Origin of the sequence: Streptomyces sp. NBC_00503, from assembly GCF_036346895.1 — a bacterium.
In the GTDB taxonomy this organism is placed as follows: Bacteria; Actinomycetota; Actinomycetes; order Streptomycetales; family Streptomycetaceae; genus Streptomyces.
The window spans coordinates 5,794,403-5,816,526 of record NZ_CP107855.1 but is presented as its reverse complement, the minus strand read 5'-3'; the positions used below and the strand labels follow the sequence as shown (position 1 = coordinate 5,816,526).

The following is a 22,124-nucleotide window of genomic DNA, read 5'->3' as shown; positions in this document are numbered from 1 at the left end:
GGCACGATGCGTGCCCGGCTCCCGGTCCGATGTTGTAGAGGACCCGAGGGGCCCCGGCCCAGCAGGCTCCGATCAGGTGATCTTGATCGGGTTCACCACGTCGGCGACGAGCACCAGCAGGGTGAAGCAGACGAAGACGGCCGCCACCACGTACGCGGCGGGCATCAGCTTCGCCACGTCGAAGGGGCCCGGGTCCGCGCGCCGGAAGACCCGCGCCACACCGCGCCGCACCGACTCCCACAGGGCTCCCGCGATGTGCCCGCCGTCGAGCGGCAGCAGGGGCAGCATGTTGAAGAGGAAGAGGGAGAGGTTGAACATGCCCAGGACGCTCAACCAGCCGGCCATCTTCTCGCCGGCCGGGATGTCCATGGTCGCGATCTCGCCGTTGATCCGGGCCGCGCCGACGATGCCCATCGGGGAGTCGGGCGCGCGCTCTGCGCCGTTGAAGGCGGAGTTCCACAGTGCCGGGATCTTGCCGGGGAGCTTGGCCAGGGCCTGGACGCTGCCCTGGACGACCTCTCCGACCCGGTCCACGGACTGGCCGAAGGTGAGCGGGATGATCTCCTTCTTGGCGCTGAAGCCGAGCCAGCCGGCCGGCACGTACTCGCCCGCGACGTAGCCGCCGTGGCCGTCCGTCTTGGGGACGATGTTCTGCACGAGCTTCGTGTCGAGCTTCAGCTGCTTGCCGTCGCGCTGGACGGTGATGACGGCGGGGCCGATGGTGTCGCGGATCTTGCCCGAGAGGGCGTCCCAGTCCTTGACCGGCTTTCCGTCGAAGGCCACGATCTTGTCGCCCGCCTGGAGCCCGGCGGCCTTGGCGGGGGCGACCTGGTCGCCGTCCTTGCAGGTCTTGCGGTTCTCCTTCTGGCTGAGGACGCAGTCGGAGACGCTGTCGACCGTGGTGGTCGTCTGGTTCACCCCGTAGGTCATCCACAGGCCGAAGAAGATCGCCATCGCCAGGACCAGGTTCATGAACGGTCCGGCGAACATCACGATCACGCGCTTCCACGGCTTGCGCGTGTAGAAGAGCCGCGTCTCGTCTCCGGGCTGCAGCTCCTCGTACGCCGCCGAGCGCGCGTCCTCGATCATCGAGCGGAACGGCGACGTGGAGCGGGCGCTGACCTTGCCGTCGGCGCCGGGCGGGAACATCCCGATCATGCGGATGTAGCCGCCCATCGGGATGGCCTTGATCCCGTACTCGGTGTCGCCCTTCTTGCGCGACCAGATGGTCTTGCCGAAGCCGACCATGTACTGGGGCACGCGGATGCCGAAGAGCTTCGCCGTCGAAAGGTGGCCGAGCTCGTGCCAGGCGATGGAGATGAGCAACCCGATCACGAAGACGAGTGCACCACCCAACATCAGCAACAGGTTCATGCGCGCGCCTCCACTGCGGCCCGTGCCGCCGTCTCCCGTGCCCGGGCCCGGGCCCAGGTCTCCGCTTCAAGGACGTCCGCGACCGTGAGGGAAGTTCCCGCGGCGGGGGTCCCGTGCTCATCGACCACGGCAGAGACGGTATCCATGATTGCTGTGAACGGCAGCCGGCCGGCGAGAAACGCCTCCACGCACTCCTCGTTCGCCGCATTGAACACGGCGGGCGCGGTACCGCCCAGGGTGCCCACGCGGCGGGCCAGGTCGACCGCGGGGAAGGCCTCGGTGTCCAGCGGGAAGAACTCCCAGGTGGAGGCCTTGGTCCAGTCGAAGGCGGGGGCCGCGCCGGGGATCCGCTCGGGCCATCCGAGGCCGATGGCGATCGGGCCGCGCATATCGGGCGGGGTGGCCTGGGCGAGCGTGGAGCCGTCCGTGAATTCCACCATCGAGTGGACGTAGGACTGCGGATGGACCACGACCTCGATGCGCTCGAACGGGATGTCGTAGAGCAGGTGTGCCTCGATGACTTCCAGGCCCTTGTTGACCAGCGTCGCCGAGTTGATGGTGATCACCGGGCCCATGGCCCAGGTGGGGTGCGCGAGGGCGTCCTCGACGGTGACCCCGGCGAGCTCGGCGCGGGTGCGGCCGCGGAAGGGCCCGCCGGAGGCGGTGACCACGAGCTTGCTCACGTCGGCGCGGGTGCCTGCGGCGAGCGCCTGGAACAGCGCCGCGTGCTCGGAGTCGACCGGGATGATCTGGCCGGGCTTCGCGAGGGCCTTGACCAGCGGGCCGCCGACGATCAGCGACTCCTTGTTGGCGAGGGCCAGGGTCCGGCCGGCCCGCAGCGCGGCGAGGGTGGGCGCGAGACCGATGGAGCCGGTGATGCCGTTGAGCACGGTGTGGCACGGCGAGGCGGCGAGCTCGGTGGCGGCGTCCGGCCCGGCGAGGATCTCGGGCATCGGCTCGCCGGGGGCGTACTGCGCGTTCAGCGCTTCCTTCAGGGCCGGTACGACGTCTTCGCGCGCGACGGCCACGGTGTTCACGCGGAGCAGCCGGGCCTGCTCGGCCAGCAGCGCGACCTTCCCGCCCGCGGCGGACAGCGCGGTGACGCGGAACCGGTCCGGGTGGCGCAGGGCGAGGTCGATGGCCTGGGTCCCGATGGAACCGGTGGAGCCGAGGATGACGATGTCCCGCCGGCCGGCCGCGGGGTCGAAGAGGAGGTGCGGATCGGCGAGGGGGGCTGGGCGGTCGCTCATGCTCCCATTGTTGCCGCAACTCAGGGGCGGCCGGACACGGAGCCCCCTTCTGTGACCCGCAGGAGAAGGTGCGGGAGCGTTCCGGCGAAGTCCGGGAGCGTGCTCGCGACCCGCCACCAGGCGTCCGGATCGGAGCCGATGGCCAGGGCGAAGAGCCGGTCGGCCTCGGCGCGGGCGGCGAGCACGGCCCCGGGCCGGTCGTACCGGTCGGGATGGTCGATGTCGCCCAGCCAGTGGCCCTCGTCCAGCGCCCAGCAGGCGGGCGCCTTGTGCCGGATCACGTCCTCGCCGGTGAGCAGCCCGCGGGCGAGGCAGTCCCGCACCCAGCGGATGTCCTCCTCGACGGACTCCATGGGCACCGCGAGGCTCGCCAGTGCCAGTTCCCGGTCGACCCCGCCGGCGGGCGCCACGGGCTCGACGGGCTTCGGGGCCAGGGAGCGCACCGTCTCCGCGAGCGCGGGGACGGGCGGTCCGTCGGCGGGTTCGCCCAGGGTGCCGCGCACGATCCGGGCCACGAGGACCGGCAGGGTCCCGCGGAAGCCCGGGGCGTGGCGCAGCAGCTCCGCCCAGAACCGGGGGTCGTCGCGCAGGGGGCGCAGCGCCCGGGCGACGGCCGTGCGCATCCCCGTCCGCTCGGGCAGGGACCAGTGCAGGCCCCTGGCCCCGGACAGGTCCGTGAGCAGCAGGGTGCGGTGGGCGGGGGCGACGTGGGCGACGAGCTCGTCGCAGGTGAGCAGTCCCATCCGGACGGCCCTGACGGCGGGCCGGTACCACAGGGGCGCGGCCGTGTCCTGGGTGCCCGCGTCGAGGAGCGCCCGGCAGACCTCCCGGGGCAGTTCGCCGACCAGCAGCAGGGCTTCGACCGCGCCGGACGGCAGCGGGTCCCGGGCCTGCTCCCGCAGCAGCGTGCCGGGGTCGAGGGGGGCGTGCTCCATCCGCAGCAGGGTGATCGGTATCCGGGGCCGGCGGCCGTGCCTGCGCAGCAGTGCGATCAGCTCGTCGGGGGTGAACGGCCCGGGGCCCACCTCGCGCAGCAGTTCGGGCGAGGGCCCGGGGCGGGCCGCGTACCGGGCCCGGCCGGGCAGTCCGGGCAGGGGCCGTCCGACGACGTGGGGGTTGCGGGCGACGTACCCCCGGTCCTCCTCGCTGCCGTGGCGCAGCAGCAGGGTCACGGTGGAGGCCGACAGCCACTCGTCACGGCACAGGTATTTGCGGGCCGGTGCGTCGAGCCGTCCGATCAGGTCGGTGACGACATGGTCCGGTGCGTGGCGCAGCACGTGCGCCACGCACCAGGCCAGCCGCCGGCTGGCCCGGTCTTCCTCAGCCGTCGGCATCGTTCTCTCCGTCATGCTTGCCGTGCTCGTACGAGCCCGCGTACCCCCGCGCGCGGGCCCGTACTCATCCTCGTACATCCGTCCGATGTCCGGCGATGATCGCAGGTCAGCGCAGGGGGCGGTGCACGTTTTTCCGGGTCGACGGCCCCGGCGCCGCGTCGGCGATCCACGGGCCGTCGCCGGAGGGGTCGAGGATCCCCTCTTCGAGCCAGGTGTAGGTCCCGGCCAGGACCCCGTCCACGACCCTGCGGTCCAGGTCGTCGGTGTTGTCCCAGAGCCTTCCGAAGAGCTCCTCGACGCGCAGCCGGGACTGCCGGCAGAAGGCGTCGGCCAGCTGGTAGGCCTCGCGGCCGTGGTCTCCGGTGGCCCGCATGTGCTCGGCGCGCACGCAGGCCGCGCTCATCGCGAAGAGCTCGGCCCCGATGTCGACGATGCGGCCGAGGAAGCCCTGTTTGGTCTCCATGCGGCCCTGCCAGCGGGACATGGCGTAGAAGGTGGACCGGGCGAGTTTGCGGGAGCCGCGCTCGACATACCGCAGGTGGGTGGCGAGGTCGGTGTGTCCGGCCGGGTGGAAGGCGCGGTAGGCCCCGGGGACCTGGCCGGCTCCGGTGGCGAGCTGGGGCAGCCAGCGGGCGTAGAACCCGGCGGCGCGGGCTCCCGCCTTGGCCTTGTCGCCCAGCGCCTTCTCGGGGTCGATGAGGTCGCCCGCGACCGACAGGTGGGCGTCCACGGCTTCGCGGGCGATGAGCAGGTGCATGATCTCGGTGGATCCCTCGAAGATCCGGTTGATGCGCAGGTCGCGGAGCATCTGCTCGGCGGGGACGGCCCGCTCGCCGCGCGCGGCCAGCGATTCGGCGGTCTCGAAACCGCGGCCGCCGCGGATCTGGACCAGTTCGTCGGCCATCAGGCAGGCCATCTCGGAGCCGTAGAGCTTGGCGAGGGCGGCCTCGATGCGGATGTCGTTGCGGTCCTCGTCGGCCATCTGGGAGGCCAGGTCGACCACGGCTTCCAGGGCGAAGGTGGTGGCCGCGATGAAGGAGATCTTCGCGCCGACCGCCTCGTGCTTGGCGACGGGCCTCCCCCACTGTTCGCGGACGCCGGACCATTCCCGGGCGATCTTCAGGCACCACTTCCCGGCACCCACGCACATGGCGGGCAGCGACAGCCGTCCGGTGTTCAGCGTGGTCAGCGCGATCTTCAGGCCGGCTCCCTCGGCGCCGATGCGCTGGGCCGCCGGGACGCGCACCTGGTGGAAGCGGGTGACGCCGTTCTCCAGGCCGCGCAGGCCCATGAAGGCGTTGCGGTGCTCCACGGTGATGCCCGGCGAATCGGCCTCGACGACGAAGGCGGTGATCCCGCCCCGGTGGTTCTCGCTCTTCGGCACCCGCGCCATGACGACGAGCAGGTCGGCGACCACCCCGTTGGTGGTCCAGAGCTTCACGCCGTCCAGGACGTACGCGTCCTCGCCGTCCGGGACCGCCGTGGTGGCCAGGCGCGCCGGGTCGGATCCGACGTCCGGCTCGGTGAGGAGGAAGGCGCTGATGGCGGTGGTCGCGCAGCGCGGCAGGTAGGCGTCCTTCTGCTCCTGCGTGCCGAACATCTTCAGCGGCTGGGGCACGCCGATCGACTGGTGGGCGGAGAGCAGTGCCCCGATGGCCGGGCTGACGGAGCCGACGAGGGCGAGCGCCTTGTTGTAGTAGACCTGGGTGAGGCCCAGGCCCCCGTACTTCGGGTCGATCTTCATGCCGAGCGCGCCGAGCTCCTTGAGCCCGCGCACGGTCTCGTCGGGGATCTTCGCCTCGCGCTCGATGCGGGCCCCGTCGATGGAGGTCTCGCAGAACGCCCGCAGCCGCTCCAGGAAGGCCTCCCCGCGCCGGACGTCCTCGTCGGCGGGGAGCGGGTGGGGGTGGATCAGGTCGAGCCGGAACCGTCCGAGGAACAGTTCCTTGGCGAAGCTGGGGCGCTGCCAGTTCTGTTCCCGGGCCGCTTCCGCGACCTGCCGTGCCTCGCGCTCGGTCACCTTGGGCCGGGTGGACGGTGTGGGCTGGGTGGGCTGGGTGTCGCCGGGCTGTGTTGCGGACATGGAGGAGACTCACCTCGCCGCCGAGAGGGGTGCTTACCGGTGGGTGCTACCAGTGAGTCGTACCCGTTTCGGACGGCGGGGAAGCGGCCGGGCCCCCGGGTGGACGGCGACGGGACCCGGAGCGAGCGGGCCGGAGGGAACAGAAAGACGGCCGGAGCCTCCGCACAGTAGGCTCCGGCCGTCGGCTCTGTGGCCGTACGAGTTCGGGTCAGATGTCCAGGCTGGTGAGGACCAGGACCCGCTCGTAGGTGTAGTCGTCCATCGCGTAGCGCACGCCCTCGCGGCCCACACCGGACTGCTTGACACCGCCGTACGGCATCTGGTCCGCGCGGTAGGACGGGACGTCGCCGACGATCACGCCGCCGACCTCCAGCTCGCGGTGGGCGCGGAACGCGGTCTGGATGTTCCGCGTGAAGACGCCCGCCTGCAGACCGAACTTCGAGTCGTTGACGGCGGCGAAGGCCTCGTCGGTGTTCTCGACCCGGCGCAGCGTGAGGACCGGCCCGAAGACCTCCTCGACGGCGAGCGTGACGCCCGCGGGAACCTCGGCGACCACGGTGGGCTCGTACGAGGCACCCTCGCGCTTGCCGCCCGTGAGCAGCTTGGCTCCGGCGGCCACGGCCTCGTCGACCCAGGCCTCGACGCGCTTGGCGGCGTCCTCGGAGACGAGCGGGCCCACGTCGGTGGCGGAGTCGTTCGGGTCGCCGGTGACCTGCTCGCGGACCTTGGCGACGACCTTCTCGACGAGGCGGTCGTAGACCGTCGCGTCGGCGATCACGCGCTGTACGCCGATGCAGGACTGGCCGCCCTGGTAGTTCGAGAAGGTCGCGATACGGGTCGCGGCCCAGTCGAGGTCGGCCTCGGAGGACCAGTCGTCCAGGACGACGGCCGCGGCGTTGCCGCCGAGCTCCAGGGTGCAGTGCTTGTGGGGCACGGCCTGCTGGATGGCGTAGCCGACCTTGTCGGAACCGGTGAAGGAGATGACGGGCAGGCGCTCGTCCTTGACCAGCTCGGGCATCTTGTCGTTGGCGACGGTCAGCACGGACCAGGAACCGGCCGGCAGGTCGGTCTCGGCGAGCAGCTCACCGATGATCAGACCGGAGAGCGGGGTGGCCGGGGCCGGCTTCAGGATGATCGGCGCGCCGACGGCGATGGCGGGGGCCACCTTGTGGGCGCACAGGTTCAGCGGGAAGTTGAACGGCGCGATGCCGAGGACCGGGCCCTTGACGAAGCGGCGGGTCAGGGCCAGACGGCCGACGCCACCGGCGTCGGTGTCCAGGCGCTGGGCCTCTCCGCCGTTGAAGCGGCGGGCCTCTTCGGCGGCGAAGCGGAACACGGACACCGCGCGGCCGACCTCACCGCGGGCCCACTTGATGGGCTTGCCGTTCTCGGCGGAGATCAGCTGGGCGATCTCCTCGGTGCGCTCGACGAGCCGCTTGGACACGTGGTCCAGGGCGGCCGCACGCACGTGGGCCGGGGTCGCGGAGAACTCCGCCGCCACCGCGTAGGCGGCGGCCACGGCCTCTTCGACCTGGGCGTCGGTGGGGACGCTGACGGTGCCTACGAGGCGGCCGTCCCACGGGGAGTGGACGTCGAAGCTGTCGTCGCCAGTGGCCTGGCGGCCGGCGAGCCAGAAGGCGTGGGTGGAAGTCATGCGAATCCCGGCCCTTCGGAGTTGTGCGGTGTCCTTGTCCCCTCCACGGTAGGACTCCGTCGCGGTTTCGGCGTTTGTCCGGCGTGGAGTACGTGGCGGGCGCGGCGCGCCGGTTTGTCAGTGTCGGCGGACGCGCGGGCCGTGCGGGCCGTGCGCGGCTGGGCCGCCCAGGCCCTACGAGGGAGCCGAGGTGGCCTTGAGGGCCAGCCACAGCTCCATGCGGACGTCCGGGTCGTCCAGGGAGCGGCCCAGGATCTCCTCGACCCGCCGCATCCGATAGCGCAGCGTGTGCCGGTGGACTCCCAGGTCGACCGCCGCCGCGTCCCACTGGCCGTGGCGGGAGAGCCACGCCTGGAGCGAGGCCACCAGGTCGCCCCGGCCCTTCTCGTCGTGTTCGCGCAGCGCGCGCAGCGTGCCGTCCGCGAAGGCCCGTACCGCTTCGTCGGCGAGCAGCGGGAGGACCGAGCCCGCCGCCAGCTCCTCGTGTTCGACCATCGGGCGGCCGCGCCGCCGGGCCACCGCAAGGGCCTGGTCGGCCTGCTTGAAGGCCGCCGCCACGCCCGAGGCCACCGCTGGCGCCGACAGGCCGAGCACCAGTTCGTCCGGCTCCGGCTCGCCCGAATCCCGGCCGCGGCGCGATTCCAGCGCCTCCGCGTACTCGGTGCACGCCTGTACCGCCGAGCCCCCGTCCGCCACCAGCACCACCAGCCGTCCCGGCTCCGGGACCACCAGCAGGGTCTCCCCGGTGCGCGCGGCCGCCGACTCCACCGCGTCGGCCAGCAGGGCCAGGCCCTCGGGCTGCGCGGTGCCGGTCAGGGCCGGTTCCGCCACCAGGATCCGGAACGGCGCGTCCAGCAGCGGCCCGTACAGGTCCCCGGCCACGGCCTGCGCGTGCTCCGCCTGCCCGGCGAGCAGCATGCGCAGCACGGCCGCGCCGAGGCGGGACTCCGCGTCGTGCAGGGACCGGGAGCGTTCGGTGGTGAGGGTGAGCAGGGCCACGGCCGAGTGCACGGCATAGCGCTCGGCGGTGCCCAGCGGAGCCCCGGTCCCGACGGCCAGGGCGCCGCGCGCCCGCCGCCCCGTACCCAGCGACTGCAGTTCGACCCGGTCGTCGGAGCCGCCGACCACGGCGCTGGCCGGCGCCGGCCGCTCCCGCAGCCGCTCCACGTCGGGGGTGAGCCGGGCCGCCCGGCGCGCGGCCCAGTCGGGCGCGGCCGCGACGACGGCTCCGGAGGTGTCGTAGAGCGCGGCCCAGCCGTGCACGTGCGCCGCCAGCTTCGTCAGCAGCTCGGCGGGCCCGTCGGCGGACAGCGCGGCCCGCGTCAGCTCCCGCTGCGCCTCGAAGCCCGCGGTCACGGCCCGGTACTGATCGGCGGCGAGGGCGGCGGAGACGGCCTTGCTGATGGCGAGGAACGGAGTCCGCCGCGGCACCTCCAGCAACGGCAGGTCCTCCGCCCGCGCGGCCTCGACCAGCGCCTCGGGCACGGCGTCGTAGTTGACCCCGATGGCGAAGCCGATCCCGACGACTCCGGCCGCCGCGAGCCTGCGTACGTAGCGGCGCATCTCCTCGGGGTCCTCCGCGTCCAGCTTCATCGCGGTGATGAGGAGCAGCTCCCCGCCCTCCATGTACGGAACGGGATCGGCGAGCTCGCTGACGTGGGCCCAGCGCACAGGGGTGTCGAGGCGGCCCTCCCCGGCCCGGACGCTCAGTTTGAGCGCCGAGTGCTGGACGAGTGAGGCGAGGGTGAGCGGCATGGGTACCGGGGCGCCTTAGGGGGAGGTGTGGGTTCGGCGGCGAGATGCCGACGCAGGATTCTCGCCGTGGAACGCCACTGCGGATTTCGCCGTGCCGTATGAAGGGCTCACATAGATTCTGCCATCTCGTACGGGTCGGCTCAGCGGATCGCCCCGCCGGCCCTGCCCGCCGTCGGCCGTTCTCCGCTGTCGCTCAGCTCGTCCCGGCGAGCCGGACCAGCAGCGGAGCCGCCCGCTCCCCCCGGACCGAGGTCAGCGACAGCACCGCGCACCCGGGCGGCACGGCGTGCGCCAGTTCGGAGGCGGACCACCGCTCCCGCTCCACCTGCCGCACGGTCACCGCGTCCGTGGTCACGGCCTTGCCGGTGACGAGTTTGCGGAAGGCGTGGATGGCGCGGGTCAGGGGCTGGTCGGCGAACACCGTCCGGTGGGTGACGTCGCGGGTCTCCACCCATTCGGTGCCCCAGGTCTCGGCGAACCGCTTGCCGTCCCAGGTGGTGATCCCGGAGAAGGCCATCCGGCAGCCGACGGCGCCGAGCAGCGGGGTGCGCAGGGCCTCCGGTACGTCGTCCAGGGTGCGCAGGGTCAACAGGACCCCCGCGTTCGCCGAACGGAGCCGCTGGACCCCGCGCACGGTCTCCGCGGTCAGCGTGTGGGAGGCGTCGTCGAAGGCGAGGAAGGCGAAGAGCGAGCGGTCCACGCGGGCCGCGGCGGCGGCGTTGAACTGGGCCAGGAGCAGACGGGCCAGCATGCGTGAGGCATCGGCGTGCCCGCGCTCGGGAAGGTCCACCCGGACCCGGAGCGGATGTTCCAGCGCGCGAAGCGAGAACGGGCGTCCGGCGCCGGTGGTGTCGAAGAAGCCGGCGAAGGCAGGCCGGTCCAGCAGCGCGACCCTGTCGGCGAGGGCCGGTCCCGGGTCGGCGGGGGCGCCGTGCTGGCGCGTGCGGGCGTCGAGTTCGCGGAGCATCGGCTCCTGCCCGGCGGCCTCCAGCGCACCGCGCAGGTCCGCGACCGCTCGGGGCATGTGGTCGAGGAGTTCCCGCAGCTCGGGCACGGACGGGAAGCGGCCGTACGCCGCCCGGAACGGTCCGAGGAGCTGGGCGAGCGCGGTCGCGGCACGGCGTACGTCGACCCCCGGCACGTCCCCCACGAAGCCCTCCGCGAGGAGCATGGCGGCCTCATCCGGGTCGCTGGCCCCGCCGTAGAGGTCCAGGTCGTAGACGGAGTCGGGGACGCCGATCCTGACGACCACGTCATAGGCCTCGTCGGGCCCGAGCTGGGCTCCGGCGGATCCGACCGCCACGACGGCGGCCTGCCCGGCCAACGCCTGCAGGGCCAGCGACTCGACGACCGGACGGACCAGGCGGCTGGTCTTGCCCGCACCGGAGGGGCCGATGGCGAGCAGCGAGGTGCCGAGCACCGAGGGGTCGAGGGCGAGGCCACTGCCGCGGCGGGCGTACGGGTTACGCTCGCTGTCCTCGACCGTGCCGAGGAGCAGCTGCCGGGCCAGCAGGTCGTGCCGGGCGGCCCGTACGGGCAGGTCGCGCGCCCCCGACGGGTGGACGCACGCCCCGGCGCCCTGGTCGCGCACGGCGTCGGCGAAGGCGCGCGTGCGCGAGGGGTCGGCCCGCACGGTCTCCCAGGCGCGCCGGATCCGCGTGTAGTCGACGTCACTCATCCGCCCGGCCCCGACCTCGCCCCCGAGCCGATCGGCGACCTCCACCAATCCGGCGCGCCGGATTTCGGCCCACTGGACGAGGTCTTCGGCCTCGCCCGCCACGGGCTGAGAGGGAACCTCGGGCCGTGGAGCAGGTGTGCGGGTGGTGCCGAGCTGCCCTGGACGGCGTACCCCGAGCCAGAGGAAGGCCACGATGACACCGACGGCGAGGAGCGTGTCCGTCCTGTTCATGAGTGTCGCCGCGTGATCCGCGCCCGCGTCCTTGAGGGGCAGCAAGGCGTACACGAACTGCTTCAGAGGCACCGCTTGCTGCGATACGAAGAGGAGGGCGAACAAGCCGCCGACGGCTGCCAGTGCCGCTTGGAGCAGCCGGCTGCGTGCGGCGGCCAGCCGCCAGGCGGCCCGCCAACTGCCGAGTCGGCCGAATCCGTAGACGAGGCCGGCGACGACGAGCAGCCGGTACAGCTGGAGGGCAATGTCACCGGCCGTGCCCGGCGCCGGGTCCCGGCCCAGGGACGGCCACCAGTCGCTCGGGGTGAACAGGCGGGGCGGGACCTGCCAGTACGGGATCACGTTGACGCGCAGCAGCGACCAGACGACCACGCAGGAGATCAGCGAAATGGCGGCACCGCTGAACAAGGCCCGCTCGGGCGCCGCCGGCTCCTGCGCGGCGCGGGGAACGTGGCCGTACGACCAGACGCCCGGACCGGCGGCCACGCGCGGGATGCGGAGCCAGTCCGTCAGGGTGGGGCCCGCCGTCGGAGCGTGGGCAGGCTTGGGCGGCGGGCCGGCCGGCCGGGGGACGTGCCCGGCGGGCTTCGTCCGCGTCTCGTGCGTGCCGTCGGTGTCCATGAACCCCTGCCCCCTGCCCGGTGCCGCACTGTGCTGCGCGCTCAATCTAGTGGTCGGTGCCGCCCTACGGCCCGTACCCCGTCATGATCCACAAGACACGCGCAGTGTCCTTCCTATGGCCGTCACGGACAAGGACACGCGGGCACCACTCCCGAACGGAGCATGCAGGACCTGGCCCCCCGGGCCTAGCCTGCGGACAAAGACACAAGTGCGTCCGAAAACACCCCCCAGGAGCCCCCTATGACCGCTGTTCCGCAGGAGCGCCGCATCGTCACCGCGATCCCCGGCCCCAAGTCGCAGGAGCTGCAGGCCCGCCGCCTTTCGACGGTGGCCGGCGGCGTGGGCTCCGTGCTCCCCGTCTTCACGGCCCGTGCGGGCGGCGGCATCATCGAGGACGTCGACGGCAACCGCCTGATCGACTTCGGCTCCGGCATCGCCGTGACCTCGGTCGGCGCGTCCGCCGAGGCCGTCGTGCGCCGCGCCTCCGCGCAGCTCGCCGACTTCACCCACACCTGTTTCATGGTGACCCCCTACGAGGGCTACGTGGAGGTCTGCGAGGCCCTCGCCGAGCTCACCCCGGGTGACCACGCGAAGAAGTCGGCGCTGTTCAACTCCGGCGCCGAGGCCGTCGAGAACGCCGTCAAGATCGCCCGTTCGTACACCAAGCGCCAGGCCGTCGTCGTCTTCGACCACGGCTACCACGGCCGTACGAACCTCACGATGGCGCTGACCTCGAAGAACATGCCGTACAAGCAGGGCTTCGGTCCGTTCGCCCCCGAGGTCTACCGCGTCCCGGTCGCCTACGGCTACCGCTGGCCGACCGGTGCCGAGAACTGCGGCCCCGAGGCCGCCGCCCAGGCGATCGACCAGATCAGCAAGCAGATCGGCGCCGACAACGTCGCCGCGATCATCATCGAGCCGGTCCTCGGCGAGGGCGGCTTCATCGAGCCGGCCAAGGGCTTCCTCCCGGCGATCGTGAAGTTCGCCAACGACAACGGCATCGTCTTCGTCGCCGACGAGATCCAGTCCGGCTTCTGCCGCACCGGCCAGTGGTTCGCGTGCGAGGACGAGGGCATCGTCCCGGACCTCATCACGACCGCCAAGGGCATCGCGGGCGGTCTGCCGCTCGCCGCCGTCACCGGCCGCGCCGAGATGATGGACTCCGTGCACGGCGGCGGTCTGGGCGGCACCTACGGCGGCAACCCGGTGGCGTGCGCCGGTGCGCTCGGTTCCATCGAGACCATGAAGGAGCTCGACCTCAACGCCGCGGCGAAGAAGATCGAGTCGGTCATGAAGGCCCGCCTCGTGGCCATGCAGGAGAAGTACGACATCATCGGCGACATCCGCGGCCGCGGCGCCATGATCGCGATCGAGCTCGTCAAGGACCCGGTCTCCAAGACCCCGTTCCCGGAGGCGGCCGGCGCGCTGGCCAAGGCCTGCCACGCGGAGGGCGTGCTCGTCCTCACCTGTGGCACCTACGGCAACGTGCTCCGCTTCCTCCCGCCGATCGTCATCGGCGAGGACCTGCTGAACGAGGGCCTGGACGTCATCGAGGCCGCGTTCGCGGCCCTCTGATCGAACGTCTGACGGGCGCGGTAGAACGCGCGGGCACAATGCTCGATCACTTCTCGATCACTACCGCGGGTAACGGTCGGGCGCTGTGAAGAAGGTGTGGGGGGCCGATGGCGGGAGCGTTTTCCGGCTGTCGGTCCCCCTTCCGCTGCCGTACGGTTTCTGCAGATGAGTGAGACACCCCGCTCGCGGGAAACCGAGGGCGACACCAGTACCGGGCTTCCCCAGCGCCGCACTGGGCATGCGTTCGCGCACACTCCTCACCGATCGGACAGCCGTACGCCCCAAACCCCCCGGGGCGCACGGCAACCCGGTCCGGGCGGCCGTCCCGGAACCACCCCCCCTGTTCCGGGACGGCCGGCCACTCTCCCGCGCCGGGCCTCCACGGCCCCGGCCCCCCGCGCGATCGCCCCGCTCGCCGCTCTCTGCGCGCTCTGCTTCGCGCTGTTCGCCCTGATCACCTGGCAGGTCCTCGTGTCGGGCCCCCTGTCGGCCCTGGACGCGAGCCTCAGCCGCGCACTCGTGCGCACCGTCCCCGACCAGGTCACCCAACGCCTCTCGGACCTCGGCAACGTGCCCGTGGCGGTGCCCGTCCTGGTCTTCGCGGTCGTCTACGCCGCCCGGCGCGGCAACCGCCTCGGCGCCGCGGCCGCCGCCCTGGCCATGGCCCTGGTGCCGGCCCTGGTCGTCCCGCTGAAGGACTGGACCGGCCGTCCGGGCCCCCTGGAGCCCTGGGCCGCCGGCTACTACCCCTCGGGCCACACCGCGACCGCCTTCGTGGCGTACACGGCCGCGGCCCTCCTCGTGGCCCCGTACCTGCGCGTGCGCTGGCCGCTCCCGCTGGCCGGCGCCCTCACCGCGCTGACGGCCACGGGCCTGATCCTGCGCGGCTACCACTGGCCCCTGGACGTCCTGGCCAGCCTGCTGATGTGCACCCCGCTCCTGCTGGTCGTCCACAGGTGCGCCGCACGGCCTGTCGGACCCCCCGCCTAGGATCCTCCCGATCTTGGATTCTTCTCCACGAAGGGCGGGGGCGCGCCATGGGTGCCAGCAGCTGGGGCTACGTGACGTCGTACGAGGGAGGTGTGCAGGCGTCGCTGGACGCCCTGCACGCGCGGGTGTTCGTCGAGGAGTTCGGCGAGACCGGCGACTACGCGGACCTGGCCGAGCTCTGGGCCGACGGCGAGTTCATGGGGACGGGTGGCACGCACACGATCCTCGACGTCCCGAAGGCCGCGGCCGATTCCGGGGCCGCGGAGGAGGGCGCGCTGCGACCGCTGTCCTGCGATCGACTGCTGCACCACTTCGGCACGGGGCGGCCGACGGTCGCCCGGTACGAGGCTGCGCTGGCCGCCGCGGACCGGTCGATGAGCCACCAGGAGTACGAGCAGAGCCTCCTGGGCGAGGAGTTCCCGCGCTGGAGCGGTCTGTACGTCCTCCTGTACGGCGAAGCCGCGGCCGAGGGCGCGGAGCCGACCCACGTCGGGTTCTTCGGCTGCTCGGGGGACTAGCAGCGCGACAGCCCGGGCCGGAGCCCCGTGGGGACTCCGGCCCGGGTCAAGCGGACGGGCCGCTCAGCCGCCGAAGTAGGCGTCGAAGTTCTTCGAGAACTCCCAGCTGCCGAAGCGGTCCCAGTTGACCGACCAGGTCATCAGGCCGCGCAGCGCGGGCCAGGTGCCGTGGGTCTGGTAGGTCCCGCAGTTCGTCTTCTTCGTCAGGCAGTCCAGGGCCTTGTCGACCTCCGCCGGGGAGGTGTAGCCGTTGCCTGCGTTGGTCGTGGCCGGGAGGCCGATGGCGATCTGGTCCGGGCGCAGCGGCGGGAAGACGCGGGCCGTGTTGCCCGCCACCGGGAAGCCGGTGAGCAGCATGTCGGTCATGGCGATGTGGAAGTCGGCGCCGCCCATGGAGTGGTACTGGTTGTCGAGGCCCATGATCGAGCCCGAGTTGTAGTCCTGGACGTGCAGCAGCGTGAGGTCGTCGCGCAGGGCGTGGATGACCGGGAGGTACGCGCCCGCGCGCGGGTCCTGGCCGCCCCAGGGGCCGGAGCCGTAGTACTGGTAGCCGAGCTGGACGAAGAAGGTCTCGGGGGCCATGGTCAGGACGAAGTCCGGGCCGTACTTGGCCTTGAGGGTCTTCACCGCGGAGATCAGGTTGACGATCACCGGGGTGGTGGGGGCGCGGAAGTCGGTGTCTGCGGTGGCCAGGGAGAGGGAGTGGCCCTCGAAGTCGATGTCGAGGCCGTTGAGCCCGTACTCGTCGATGATCTTGCTGACGGAGGAGACGAAGGTGTCGCGGGCCGCCGTGGTGGCCAGCTGGACCTGGCCGTTCTGGCCGCCGATCGAGATCAGCACCTTCTTGCCCGCGGCCTGCTTGGCCTTGATGGCCGCCTTGAACTCGGCCGCCGATTCCACGGTCGGGCATTCGCTGACCGGGCAGAGCTGGAAGCGGATGTCGCCCGATGTGACCGAAGTCGGCTCGCCGAAGGCCAGGTTGATGACGTCCCACGAGGCGGGCACGTCGGCCATCCGGACGTAGCCGGAGCCGTTGGCGAAGCTGGCGTGCAGGTAGCCGACGAGGGCGTGCGCGGGCAGGCCCGGGTTTCCGGGGTTGCCGCCGCCGTCGCCCGGGGTGGTCACCGCCGCGGCGGCGCTCTTGGGGGATTCCCCGGCCGCGTTGACCGCGCTGACCTGGAAGGAGTACGTCGTGGCGGCGGTGAGGCCGGTGACCGTCGCCGAAGTGCCGGTGACGGTGGTCGGGTTGGCGCCGTCCCGGTAGACCTTGTACGAGGTGGCGCCGGTCGCGGCGGCCCAGGAGAGGCCGACCGCCGTCGGGGAGGAGGCGGACACCGTCAGGCCGGTGGGGGCGGCCGGGGGCTGGGGCTGGCCGGGGCCGGAGCCGCCGGGGTCGGGGCCGACGAGGGTGACGTCGTCCGTGAACTGCGGCGGCTGGCCGTACCAGCCCTGCGTGTACACAGTCACGGAGGTGGTGGCCGCGCCGGTACGGAAGCTCGTGCTCAGCTGCTTCCAGGCACCCGGGGTCTGGGTCCAGGTCTGCACGTCCGTGGTCCCGGTGCCGGTGGCGCCGAGGTAGACGTACGCGCCCTGCACCCAGGCGCTGAGGGTGTAGGCGGAGTCGGGCTTGACGGTGACGGTCTGGGAGCAGCGGGCGTTGTCCTGCCCGGCCGGGGTGCCCTTGAGGGCGGAACTCCCGCCGTGGACCGGGGTGCTGACGAGGGCTCCGCTGCCGGCGGAGCAGGTCCAGCCGTCGAGTCCGGCTTCGAAGCCGCCGTTGCGGACGAGGTCGGCGTCCGCGGCGGCGGCCGACGGGCCGATGGCGAGGAGTCCGGCCGCCGCGAGGGCGGCGGCCGTGAGGAGGGACAGGGCCGTTCTTCCGACGGCGCCTCTTGCTGCGCGCACAACTGCCTCCGGTGCATGGGGGGATGGAGCCAGGCCACAGGTGATGGAGCAGGCGCGCCCAAGATGGTCCAGACCAATGTTCTTGTCAAGACTTCCGGTCCCCCTGCCCCGCACTCCCCTGCCCGACACGCCCCTGCGCCACGACGTGCGCCGCCGCCTCGTGCATCGCGAGCTCCAGCACCACCGGATCGGTGAGCGTGCCCCGCCCGTCCGGAACCACCAGCCAGCGGACCCCGCCGGTGGCCCGGCCGGGGTACGGGACCACGATCCAGCTCCCGCGCCCGGCTCCCCGTACGCCCGTCCCGATCCAGCGGGACGCCGTGCCCGGGGGCACGAAAAAGCCCAGCCGGGTGTCGCCGAAGTCGGCGAGCACCGGGCCGGGCCGCTCCAGCAGGAGCTCCAGCACGTCGAGGGTGGCGCGTCCCAGCTCCCCCGGCAGGATCAGCACGTCCCAGCGCCGGCCGGCGGGCAGCAGGGTCACCCCGAGGGGGTTGCGCTCCCACTCCCAGCGGCAGGCGTCCGGATCGGGCGCCACCGAGACCAGCCATTCCACTGCCGTCTTGTCCCCCGGGATCGTCATCGCCCGGCCTCCGCTCTCTCTTGGTTGCGGTGAAGGGTTCTCCACCGGAAGAGAGCGGGGCCGGGCGGGACTATGACGCGGGTTTCACCACTCCGTGGTGGTGAAGCGGGTCACAGGGCGAACGGAGGTGCGCGCCCGGGGCGCGCACCCGTCTCTTACCCGATCAGCACACCACCGGGCGGCCCGTACGGCCGGCCGGCTCAGCTGTCGAAGCCGAGCCCGAAACGGTCCAGGGTCTTCAGCCACAGGTTCCGGTGGCCGCCCATGCGGTCCGCCCGCGCCAGCGACCACTTGGTCAGCGTGATCCCGGTCCACGCGAAGGGCTCGGGCGGGAACGGCATCGGCTTGGAGCGGACCATCTCCAGCTCCGTGCGCTCGGTGCGCTCCCCCGCCAGGAGGTCCAGCATCACGTCGGCGCCGAAGCGGGTGGCGCCGACGCCGAGCCCGGTGAAGCCGGCCGCGTAGGCCACCTTGCCCGCGTGCGCGGTGCCGAAGAAGGCCGAGAAGCGGGAGCAGGTGTCGATGGCCCCGCCCCAGGCGTGGCTGAATTTCACCCCTTCCAGCTGCGGGAAGCAGGTGAAGAAGTGCTCGGCGAGCTTGAGATAGGTCTCGGGGCGGTGGTCGTACTCCGCGTCGAGCTTGCCGCCGTACGGGTAGATCGCGTCGTAGCCGCCCCACAGGATCCGCCGGTCGGGGGTGATCCGGAAGTAGTGGAACTGGTTGGCGCTGTCGCCGAGCCCCTGCCGGTTCTTCCAGCCGATCGAGGCCAGCTGCTCCTCGGTGAGCTGCTCGGTCATCAGGGCGTAGTCGTAGACCGGGACCGTCAGCGGGCGCACCCGCTTGACCAGCGAGGGGAAGATGTTGGTGCCCAGCGCCACCCGGCGGGCGAAGATCCGCCCGTACGGGGTGCGCACGGCCATCCCGGCCCCCGAGCCGGTCAGGTCCAGGCCGCGCGTGTTCTCGTAGATCCGCACGCCCAGGCCCAGGCAGGCCTCCTTGAGGCCCCAGGCGAGCTTCGCCGGGTTGAGCATGGCGACGCCGTCGCGGTCCCAGATCCCGCCGAGGAAGGTCGGGGAGTCGACCTCGGCCCGCAGGGCGTCCTGATCCAGCCACTGCGAGTTGCCCGCGAGGCCCAGCTTCTCGGCCTCCTCGTGGAACTCGCGCAGTTCCTCGACCTGGTGCGGCTCGGTGGCCACGTCGATCTCGCCGCTGCGCTCGAAGTCGCAGTCGATGCCGTAGCGGGCGACGGCCTCCTCGATGGCGTCGAGGTTGCGGGCGCCGAGCTCCTCCAGCTTGGCCAGCTCGTCCGGCCAGCGGGCCATCCCGTTGGCGAGGCCGTGGGTGAGGGAAGCGGCGCAGAAGCCGCCGTTGCGGCCCGAGGCGGCCCAGCCCGCCTCGTGGCCCTCGATCAGTACGACGTCCCGCGCGGGGTCGCGCTCCTTGGCGAGCAGCGCGGTCCACAGGCCGCTGTATCCACCGCCGATGACGAGCAGGTCGCAGTGCTCGTCCCCGGTGAGGGCGGGCTGTGCGGCGGGCTTGCCGGGATCGTCCAGCCAGTACGAGACCGGCTTCGCTTCGGAAAGTGATCGTGCAGCGGTGCGCATGGCGTCTGGGGCCATGTCTTCCAACTCCCTACAGGTGTTGCTCGTGCTGAACAGGTGCTACTTGGGCTGTGCCTTCTTGCGGCGGTTGCCGATCATCTGACCGGCGAGGACCACCAGCACCGCGATGACGAACATCGCCGTGCCGATGACGTTGATCTGTACAGGCGTACCGCGCTGGGCCGATCCCCACACGAACATGGGGAAGGTGACGGTGTTGCCCGAGTTGAAGTTGGTAATGATGAAGTCGTCGAACGAGAGCGCGAACGAGAGCAGTGCGCCCGCCGCGATGCCCGGCGCCGCGATCGGCAGGGTGACCCGTACGAAGGTCTGCACGGGGCCGGCGTAGAGGTCGCGGGCGGCCTCTTCCAGGCGGGGGTCCATGGACAGGACACGGGCCTTGACCGCGGCGACGACGAAGCTGAGGCAGAACATGACGTGGGCGATCAGGATCGTCCAGAAGCCCAGCTGGATGCCCATGTTGAGGAAGAGGGCGAGCAGCGAGGCCGCCATCACGATCTCGGGCATGGCCATCGGCAGGAAGATCAGCGAGTTGACCGTACCGCGCCCCCGGAAGCGGTAGCGGACCATCGCGAAGGCGATCGCGGTGCCCAGCACGGTCGCGCCGATGGTGGCCCACAGGGCGATCTGGAGGGACAGGGACAGGGAGGCGCACATGTCGGCGACTCCGCAGGGGTCCTTCCAGGCGTCGAGCGAGAACTCCTGCCAGGCGTAGTTGAACCGCCCGGTGGGGTTGTTGAAGGAGAAGACCGTGACGACGACGTTCGGCAGGATCAGGTACGCGAGCGTGCCGAGTCCCGCGATCACGACGAGATTGCGGCGGAGCCAGGTGGTGGCGCTCTTCATCAGACCAGGTCCTCCGTTCCCGCTCGGCGGATGTAGATGGTGACCATGATCAGCACGATGGCCATGAGGATGAAGGACAGCGCGGCCGCCGTCGGATAGTCCAGGATGCGCAGGTACTGCGACTGGATGACGTTGCCGATCATCCGGGTGTCCGTGGAGCCGAGCAGCTCTGCGTTGACGTAGTCGCCGCTCGCCGGGATGAAGGTGAGCAGGGTTCCGGAGACCACGCCCGGCATGGAGAGCGGGAAGGTCACCTTGCGGAAGACCGTGGCGGGGCGGGCGTACAGGTCCCCGGCCGCCTCGTGGAGGCGGGTGTCGATGCGCTCCAGCGAGGTGTAGAGCGGCAGGATCATGAAGGGGAGGAAGTTGTACGTCAGACCGCAGACGACCGCGAGGGGCGTGGCCAGGACCCGGTCGCCCTCGGTCATGCCGAGCCAGCTGGTGACGTCCAGGAAGCCGATCTTGTTCAGGACGCCGACCACCGGGCCGCCGTCGGCCAGGATCGTCTTCCAGGCCAGGGTGCGGATCAGGAAGCTGGTGAAGAACGGGGCGATGACCAGCACCAGGAGGAGGTTGCGCCAGCGGCCCGCCTTGAAGGCGATCAGGTAGGCCAGCGGGTACCCGAGCAGCAGGCACAGGACGGTCGCGGTGCCCGCGTAGAGCAGCGAACGCAGGAACTGCGGGTAGTACTCGGTGAAGGCGTCCCAGTAGGTCTGGAAGTGCCAGGTGACCTTGAACCCCTCTTCGAGGGAGCCGGTCTGCACCGAGGTGGAGGCCTGGTAGACCATCGGCAGCACGAAGAAGACGACCAGCCACAGGATGCCCGGCAGCAGCAGCCAGTACGGGATCAGGCGCTTCTTCAGGGACGGCTTGTGGACCGGGGGTTCGGCCGCGGCGGGCGCCTGGGGCGGCGCGGCAGTGGTGGTCACGCGGACTCCTCGACCGTCTCGATGCCCGCGTCGATGTCCTGGGCGGCGTCGAGGCCGAAGGTGTGGTCCGGGTTCCAGTGCAGGATCACGTCGGCGCCGGGGACCAGGCGTGCGTCGCGCTCGATGTTCTGGACGTACACCTCCAGCTCCGGGCAGACCTGGCTGTCGATGACGTACTGGGTGGAGACGCCGATGAAGGAGGAGTCGGCGATCTTGCCCGCGACCTTGTTGCGGCCGGCGGCGATGGTGTTCTCCTCGTCCGCGTGGACCAGCGAGATCTTCTCCGGGCGCACCCCGACCAGCAGCTTGCCGCCGGCGCGGGGCGTGGTCGAACAGCGCGCCGCCGGGACGCGCAGCTTCGTACCCGCCGAGCTCACCATGACGTCGGAGCCGCCGGCTTCCAGGACCTCGGCCTCGATGAGGTTGGAGGTGCCGAGGAAGTTCGCGACGAAGGTCGTCTTCGGGTTCTCGTACAGCTCGGCGGGGGCGCCCAGCTGCTCGACGCGGCCGCCGTTCATCACGGCCACGGTGTCGGCCATGGTCATGGCCTCCTCCTGGTCGTGCGTGACGTGCACGAAGGTGATGCCGACCTCGGTCTGGATCCTTTTCAGCTCCAGCTGCATCTGGCGGCGCAGCTTGAGGTCGAGGGCGCCCAGCGGCTCGTCGAGGAGGAGGACCTGCGGGTGGTTGATGAGCGCGCGGGCGACCGCGACGCGCTGCTGCTGGCCGCCGGAGAGCTGGTGCGGCTTGCGCTGGGCGAACTGGCCGAGCTGGACCAGCTCCAGCATGTCGTCGACTTGCTTCTTGACGGACTTGATGCCGCGGCGGCGCAGCCCGAAGGCGATGTTCTCGGAGACGTCCAGGTGCGGGAAGAGCGCGTAGCTCTGGAAGACCGTGTTGACCGGGCGCTTGTACGGCGGCAGGTTCGTGACCTCGCGCTCGCCGAGGCTGACGGTGCCGGTGGAGGGCTCCTCCAGGCCGGCGATCATGCGCAGGGTGGTGGTCTTCCCGCAGCCGGAGGCGCCGAGCAGGGCGAAGAAGGAGCCCTGGGGAATGGTGAGATCGAGCGGATGCACGGCGGTGAAGGATCCGTAGTGCTTGCTGATCCCGGCGAGGCGGACGTCGCCGCCCGCGGTCTTGTCAGTCATGGGCCTGGGCCTTCGGTGGTGTGTCGTGGAA

General features: G+C 71.7%; 16 protein-coding genes. 3 read left to right on the top strand and 13 right to left on the bottom strand.

Going from position 1 to position 22,124, the window contains the following annotated elements; all coding sequences use genetic code 11:
• Positions 1-72: 72 nt before the first annotated feature.
• The 7 genes from OG490_RS27010 to OG490_RS26980 all read right to left on the bottom strand — a co-directional run bounded on the left by OG490_RS27010 (position 73) and on the right by OG490_RS26980 (position 11,980).
• The gene (locus OG490_RS27010) at positions 73-1,374 is read right to left on the bottom strand and encodes a M50 family metallopeptidase (RefSeq protein ID WP_330298855.1); all 1,302 of its coding nucleotides are present in this window, start codon (positions 1,372-1,374) and stop codon (positions 73-75) included.
• Positions 1,371-2,624, bottom strand: a complete 1,254-nt coding sequence (gene dxr, locus OG490_RS27005) for a 1-deoxy-D-xylulose-5-phosphate reductoisomerase (protein WP_330298854.1) — start codon at positions 2,622-2,624, stop codon at positions 1,371-1,373. The genes OG490_RS27010 and dxr overlap by 4 nt, the downstream gene beginning before the upstream one ends.
• Before the next feature lie 20 nt (positions 2,625-2,644).
• Positions 2,645-3,958 carry a hypothetical protein gene (locus OG490_RS27000; RefSeq protein ID WP_330298853.1) on the bottom strand — a complete coding sequence of 438 codons (1,314 nt, stop codon included), beginning with the start codon at positions 3,956-3,958 and terminating at the stop codon, positions 2,645-2,647.
• 106 nt (positions 3,959-4,064) lie between these two features.
• Positions 4,065-6,041 carry an acyl-CoA dehydrogenase family protein gene (locus OG490_RS26995; RefSeq protein ID WP_330298852.1) on the bottom strand — a complete coding sequence of 659 codons (1,977 nt, stop codon included), beginning with the start codon at positions 6,039-6,041 and terminating at the stop codon, positions 4,065-4,067.
• Positions 6,042-6,249: 208 nt separating this feature from the next.
• Positions 6,250-7,695 carry an aldehyde dehydrogenase family protein gene (locus tag OG490_RS26990; protein ID WP_330298851.1) on the bottom strand — a complete coding sequence of 482 codons (1,446 nt, stop codon included), beginning with the start codon at positions 7,693-7,695 and terminating at the stop codon, positions 6,250-6,252.
• 174 nt (positions 7,696-7,869) lie between these two features.
• Positions 7,870-9,450: a PucR family transcriptional regulator gene (locus tag OG490_RS26985; protein ID WP_330298850.1), complete on the bottom strand. Its 1,581-nt coding sequence runs from the start codon at positions 9,448-9,450 to the stop codon at positions 7,870-7,872.
• Between the two features lie 193 nt (positions 9,451-9,643).
• Entirely contained in the window at positions 9,644-11,980 is a 2,337-nt protein-coding gene (locus tag OG490_RS26980; RefSeq protein WP_330298849.1) for an ATP/GTP-binding protein, read from the bottom strand.
• A 240-nt stretch (positions 11,981-12,220) separates the two neighbouring features.
• Between OG490_RS26980 and gabT the strand changes: the two genes are divergently transcribed.
• From gabT to OG490_RS26965, 3 genes are all read left to right on the top strand, one after another.
• On the top strand, positions 12,221-13,555 hold the full coding sequence (gene gabT / locus OG490_RS26975; RefSeq protein WP_330298848.1) for a 4-aminobutyrate--2-oxoglutarate transaminase: 1,335 nt from the start codon (positions 12,221-12,223) through the stop codon (positions 13,553-13,555).
• Between the two features lie 165 nt (positions 13,556-13,720).
• Complete coding sequence (locus OG490_RS26970) at positions 13,721-14,545, top strand: phosphatase PAP2 family protein (RefSeq protein ID WP_330298847.1); 825 nt, start codon at positions 13,721-13,723, stop codon at positions 14,543-14,545.
• A gap of 47 nt (positions 14,546-14,592) precedes the next feature.
• Positions 14,593-15,063 carry a hypothetical protein gene (locus OG490_RS26965; protein ID WP_330298846.1) on the top strand — a complete coding sequence of 157 codons (471 nt, stop codon included), beginning with the start codon at positions 14,593-14,595 and terminating at the stop codon, positions 15,061-15,063.
• Positions 15,064-15,126: 63 nt separating this feature from the next.
• Here the strand turns inward: OG490_RS26965 and OG490_RS26960 are convergent, their stop codons facing one another.
• The 6 genes from OG490_RS26960 to OG490_RS26935 all read right to left on the bottom strand — a co-directional run bounded on the left by OG490_RS26960 (position 15,127) and on the right by OG490_RS26935 (position 22,093).
• Positions 15,127-16,968, bottom strand: a complete 1,842-nt coding sequence (locus OG490_RS26960; RefSeq protein WP_330298845.1) for a chitinase — start codon at positions 16,966-16,968, stop codon at positions 15,127-15,129.
• An 85-nt stretch (positions 16,969-17,053) separates the two neighbouring features.
• Positions 17,054-17,548, bottom strand: coding sequence for a hypothetical protein (locus OG490_RS26955; RefSeq protein WP_330298844.1), 495 nt, complete (start codon positions 17,546-17,548; stop codon positions 17,054-17,056).
• A gap of 200 nt (positions 17,549-17,748) precedes the next feature.
• Positions 17,749-19,167 (bottom strand): NAD(P)/FAD-dependent oxidoreductase, encoded by a 1,419-nt coding sequence (locus OG490_RS26950; protein ID WP_330298843.1) that lies wholly within the window; start codon positions 19,165-19,167, stop codon positions 17,749-17,751.
• Between the two features lie 42 nt (positions 19,168-19,209).
• Complete coding sequence (locus OG490_RS26945; protein WP_330298842.1) at positions 19,210-20,016, bottom strand: ABC transporter permease; 807 nt, start codon at positions 20,014-20,016, stop codon at positions 19,210-19,212.
• Positions 20,016-20,945, bottom strand: a complete 930-nt coding sequence (locus OG490_RS26940; protein WP_330298841.1) for an ABC transporter permease — start codon at positions 20,943-20,945, stop codon at positions 20,016-20,018. Before OG490_RS26940 ends, OG490_RS26945 begins: the two co-directional genes overlap by 1 nt.
• A complete protein-coding gene (locus OG490_RS26935; protein WP_330298840.1) occupies positions 20,942-22,093 on the bottom strand; it encodes an ABC transporter ATP-binding protein in 1,152 nt (383 codons plus the stop codon). The genes OG490_RS26940 and OG490_RS26935 overlap by 4 nt, the downstream gene beginning before the upstream one ends.
• Positions 22,094-22,124 lie beyond the last annotated feature (31 nt).

Excerpts from the sequence above, each read along its gene's own strand:
- OG490_RS27010 (WP_330298855.1), bottom strand. The coding sequence starts at position 1,374 with ATGAACCTGTTGCTGATGTTGGGTGGTGCACTCGTCTTCGTGATCGGG.
- dxr (WP_330298854.1), bottom strand. The coding sequence starts at position 2,624 with ATGAGCGACCGCCCAGCCCCCCTCGCCGATCCGCACCTCCTCTTCGAC.
- OG490_RS27000 (WP_330298853.1), bottom strand. The coding sequence starts at position 3,958 with ATGCCGACGGCTGAGGAAGACCGGGCCAGCCGGCGGCTGGCCTGGTGC.
- OG490_RS26995 (WP_330298852.1), bottom strand. The coding sequence starts at position 6,041 with ATGTCCGCAACACAGCCCGGCGACACCCAGCCCACCCAGCCCACACCG.
- OG490_RS26990 (WP_330298851.1), bottom strand. The coding sequence starts at position 7,695 with ATGACTTCCACCCACGCCTTCTGGCTCGCCGGCCGCCAGGCCACTGGC.
- OG490_RS26985 (WP_330298850.1), bottom strand. The coding sequence starts at position 9,450 with ATGCCGCTCACCCTCGCCTCACTCGTCCAGCACTCGGCGCTCAAACTG.
- OG490_RS26980 (WP_330298849.1), bottom strand. The coding sequence starts at position 11,980 with ATGGACACCGACGGCACGCACGAGACGCGGACGAAGCCCGCCGGGCAC.
- gabT (WP_330298848.1), top strand. The coding sequence starts at position 12,221 with ATGACCGCTGTTCCGCAGGAGCGCCGCATCGTCACCGCGATCCCCGGC.
- OG490_RS26970 (WP_330298847.1), top strand. The coding sequence starts at position 13,721 with ATGAGTGAGACACCCCGCTCGCGGGAAACCGAGGGCGACACCAGTACC.
- OG490_RS26965 (WP_330298846.1), top strand. The coding sequence starts at position 14,593 with ATGGGTGCCAGCAGCTGGGGCTACGTGACGTCGTACGAGGGAGGTGTG.
- OG490_RS26955 (WP_330298844.1), bottom strand. The coding sequence starts at position 17,548 with ATGACGATCCCGGGGGACAAGACGGCAGTGGAATGGCTGGTCTCGGTG.
- OG490_RS26950 (WP_330298843.1), bottom strand. The coding sequence starts at position 19,167 with ATGGCCCCAGACGCCATGCGCACCGCTGCACGATCACTTTCCGAAGCG.
- OG490_RS26945 (WP_330298842.1), bottom strand. The coding sequence starts at position 20,016 with ATGAAGAGCGCCACCACCTGGCTCCGCCGCAATCTCGTCGTGATCGCG.
- OG490_RS26935 (WP_330298840.1), bottom strand. The coding sequence starts at position 22,093 with ATGACTGACAAGACCGCGGGCGGCGACGTCCGCCTCGCCGGGATCAGC.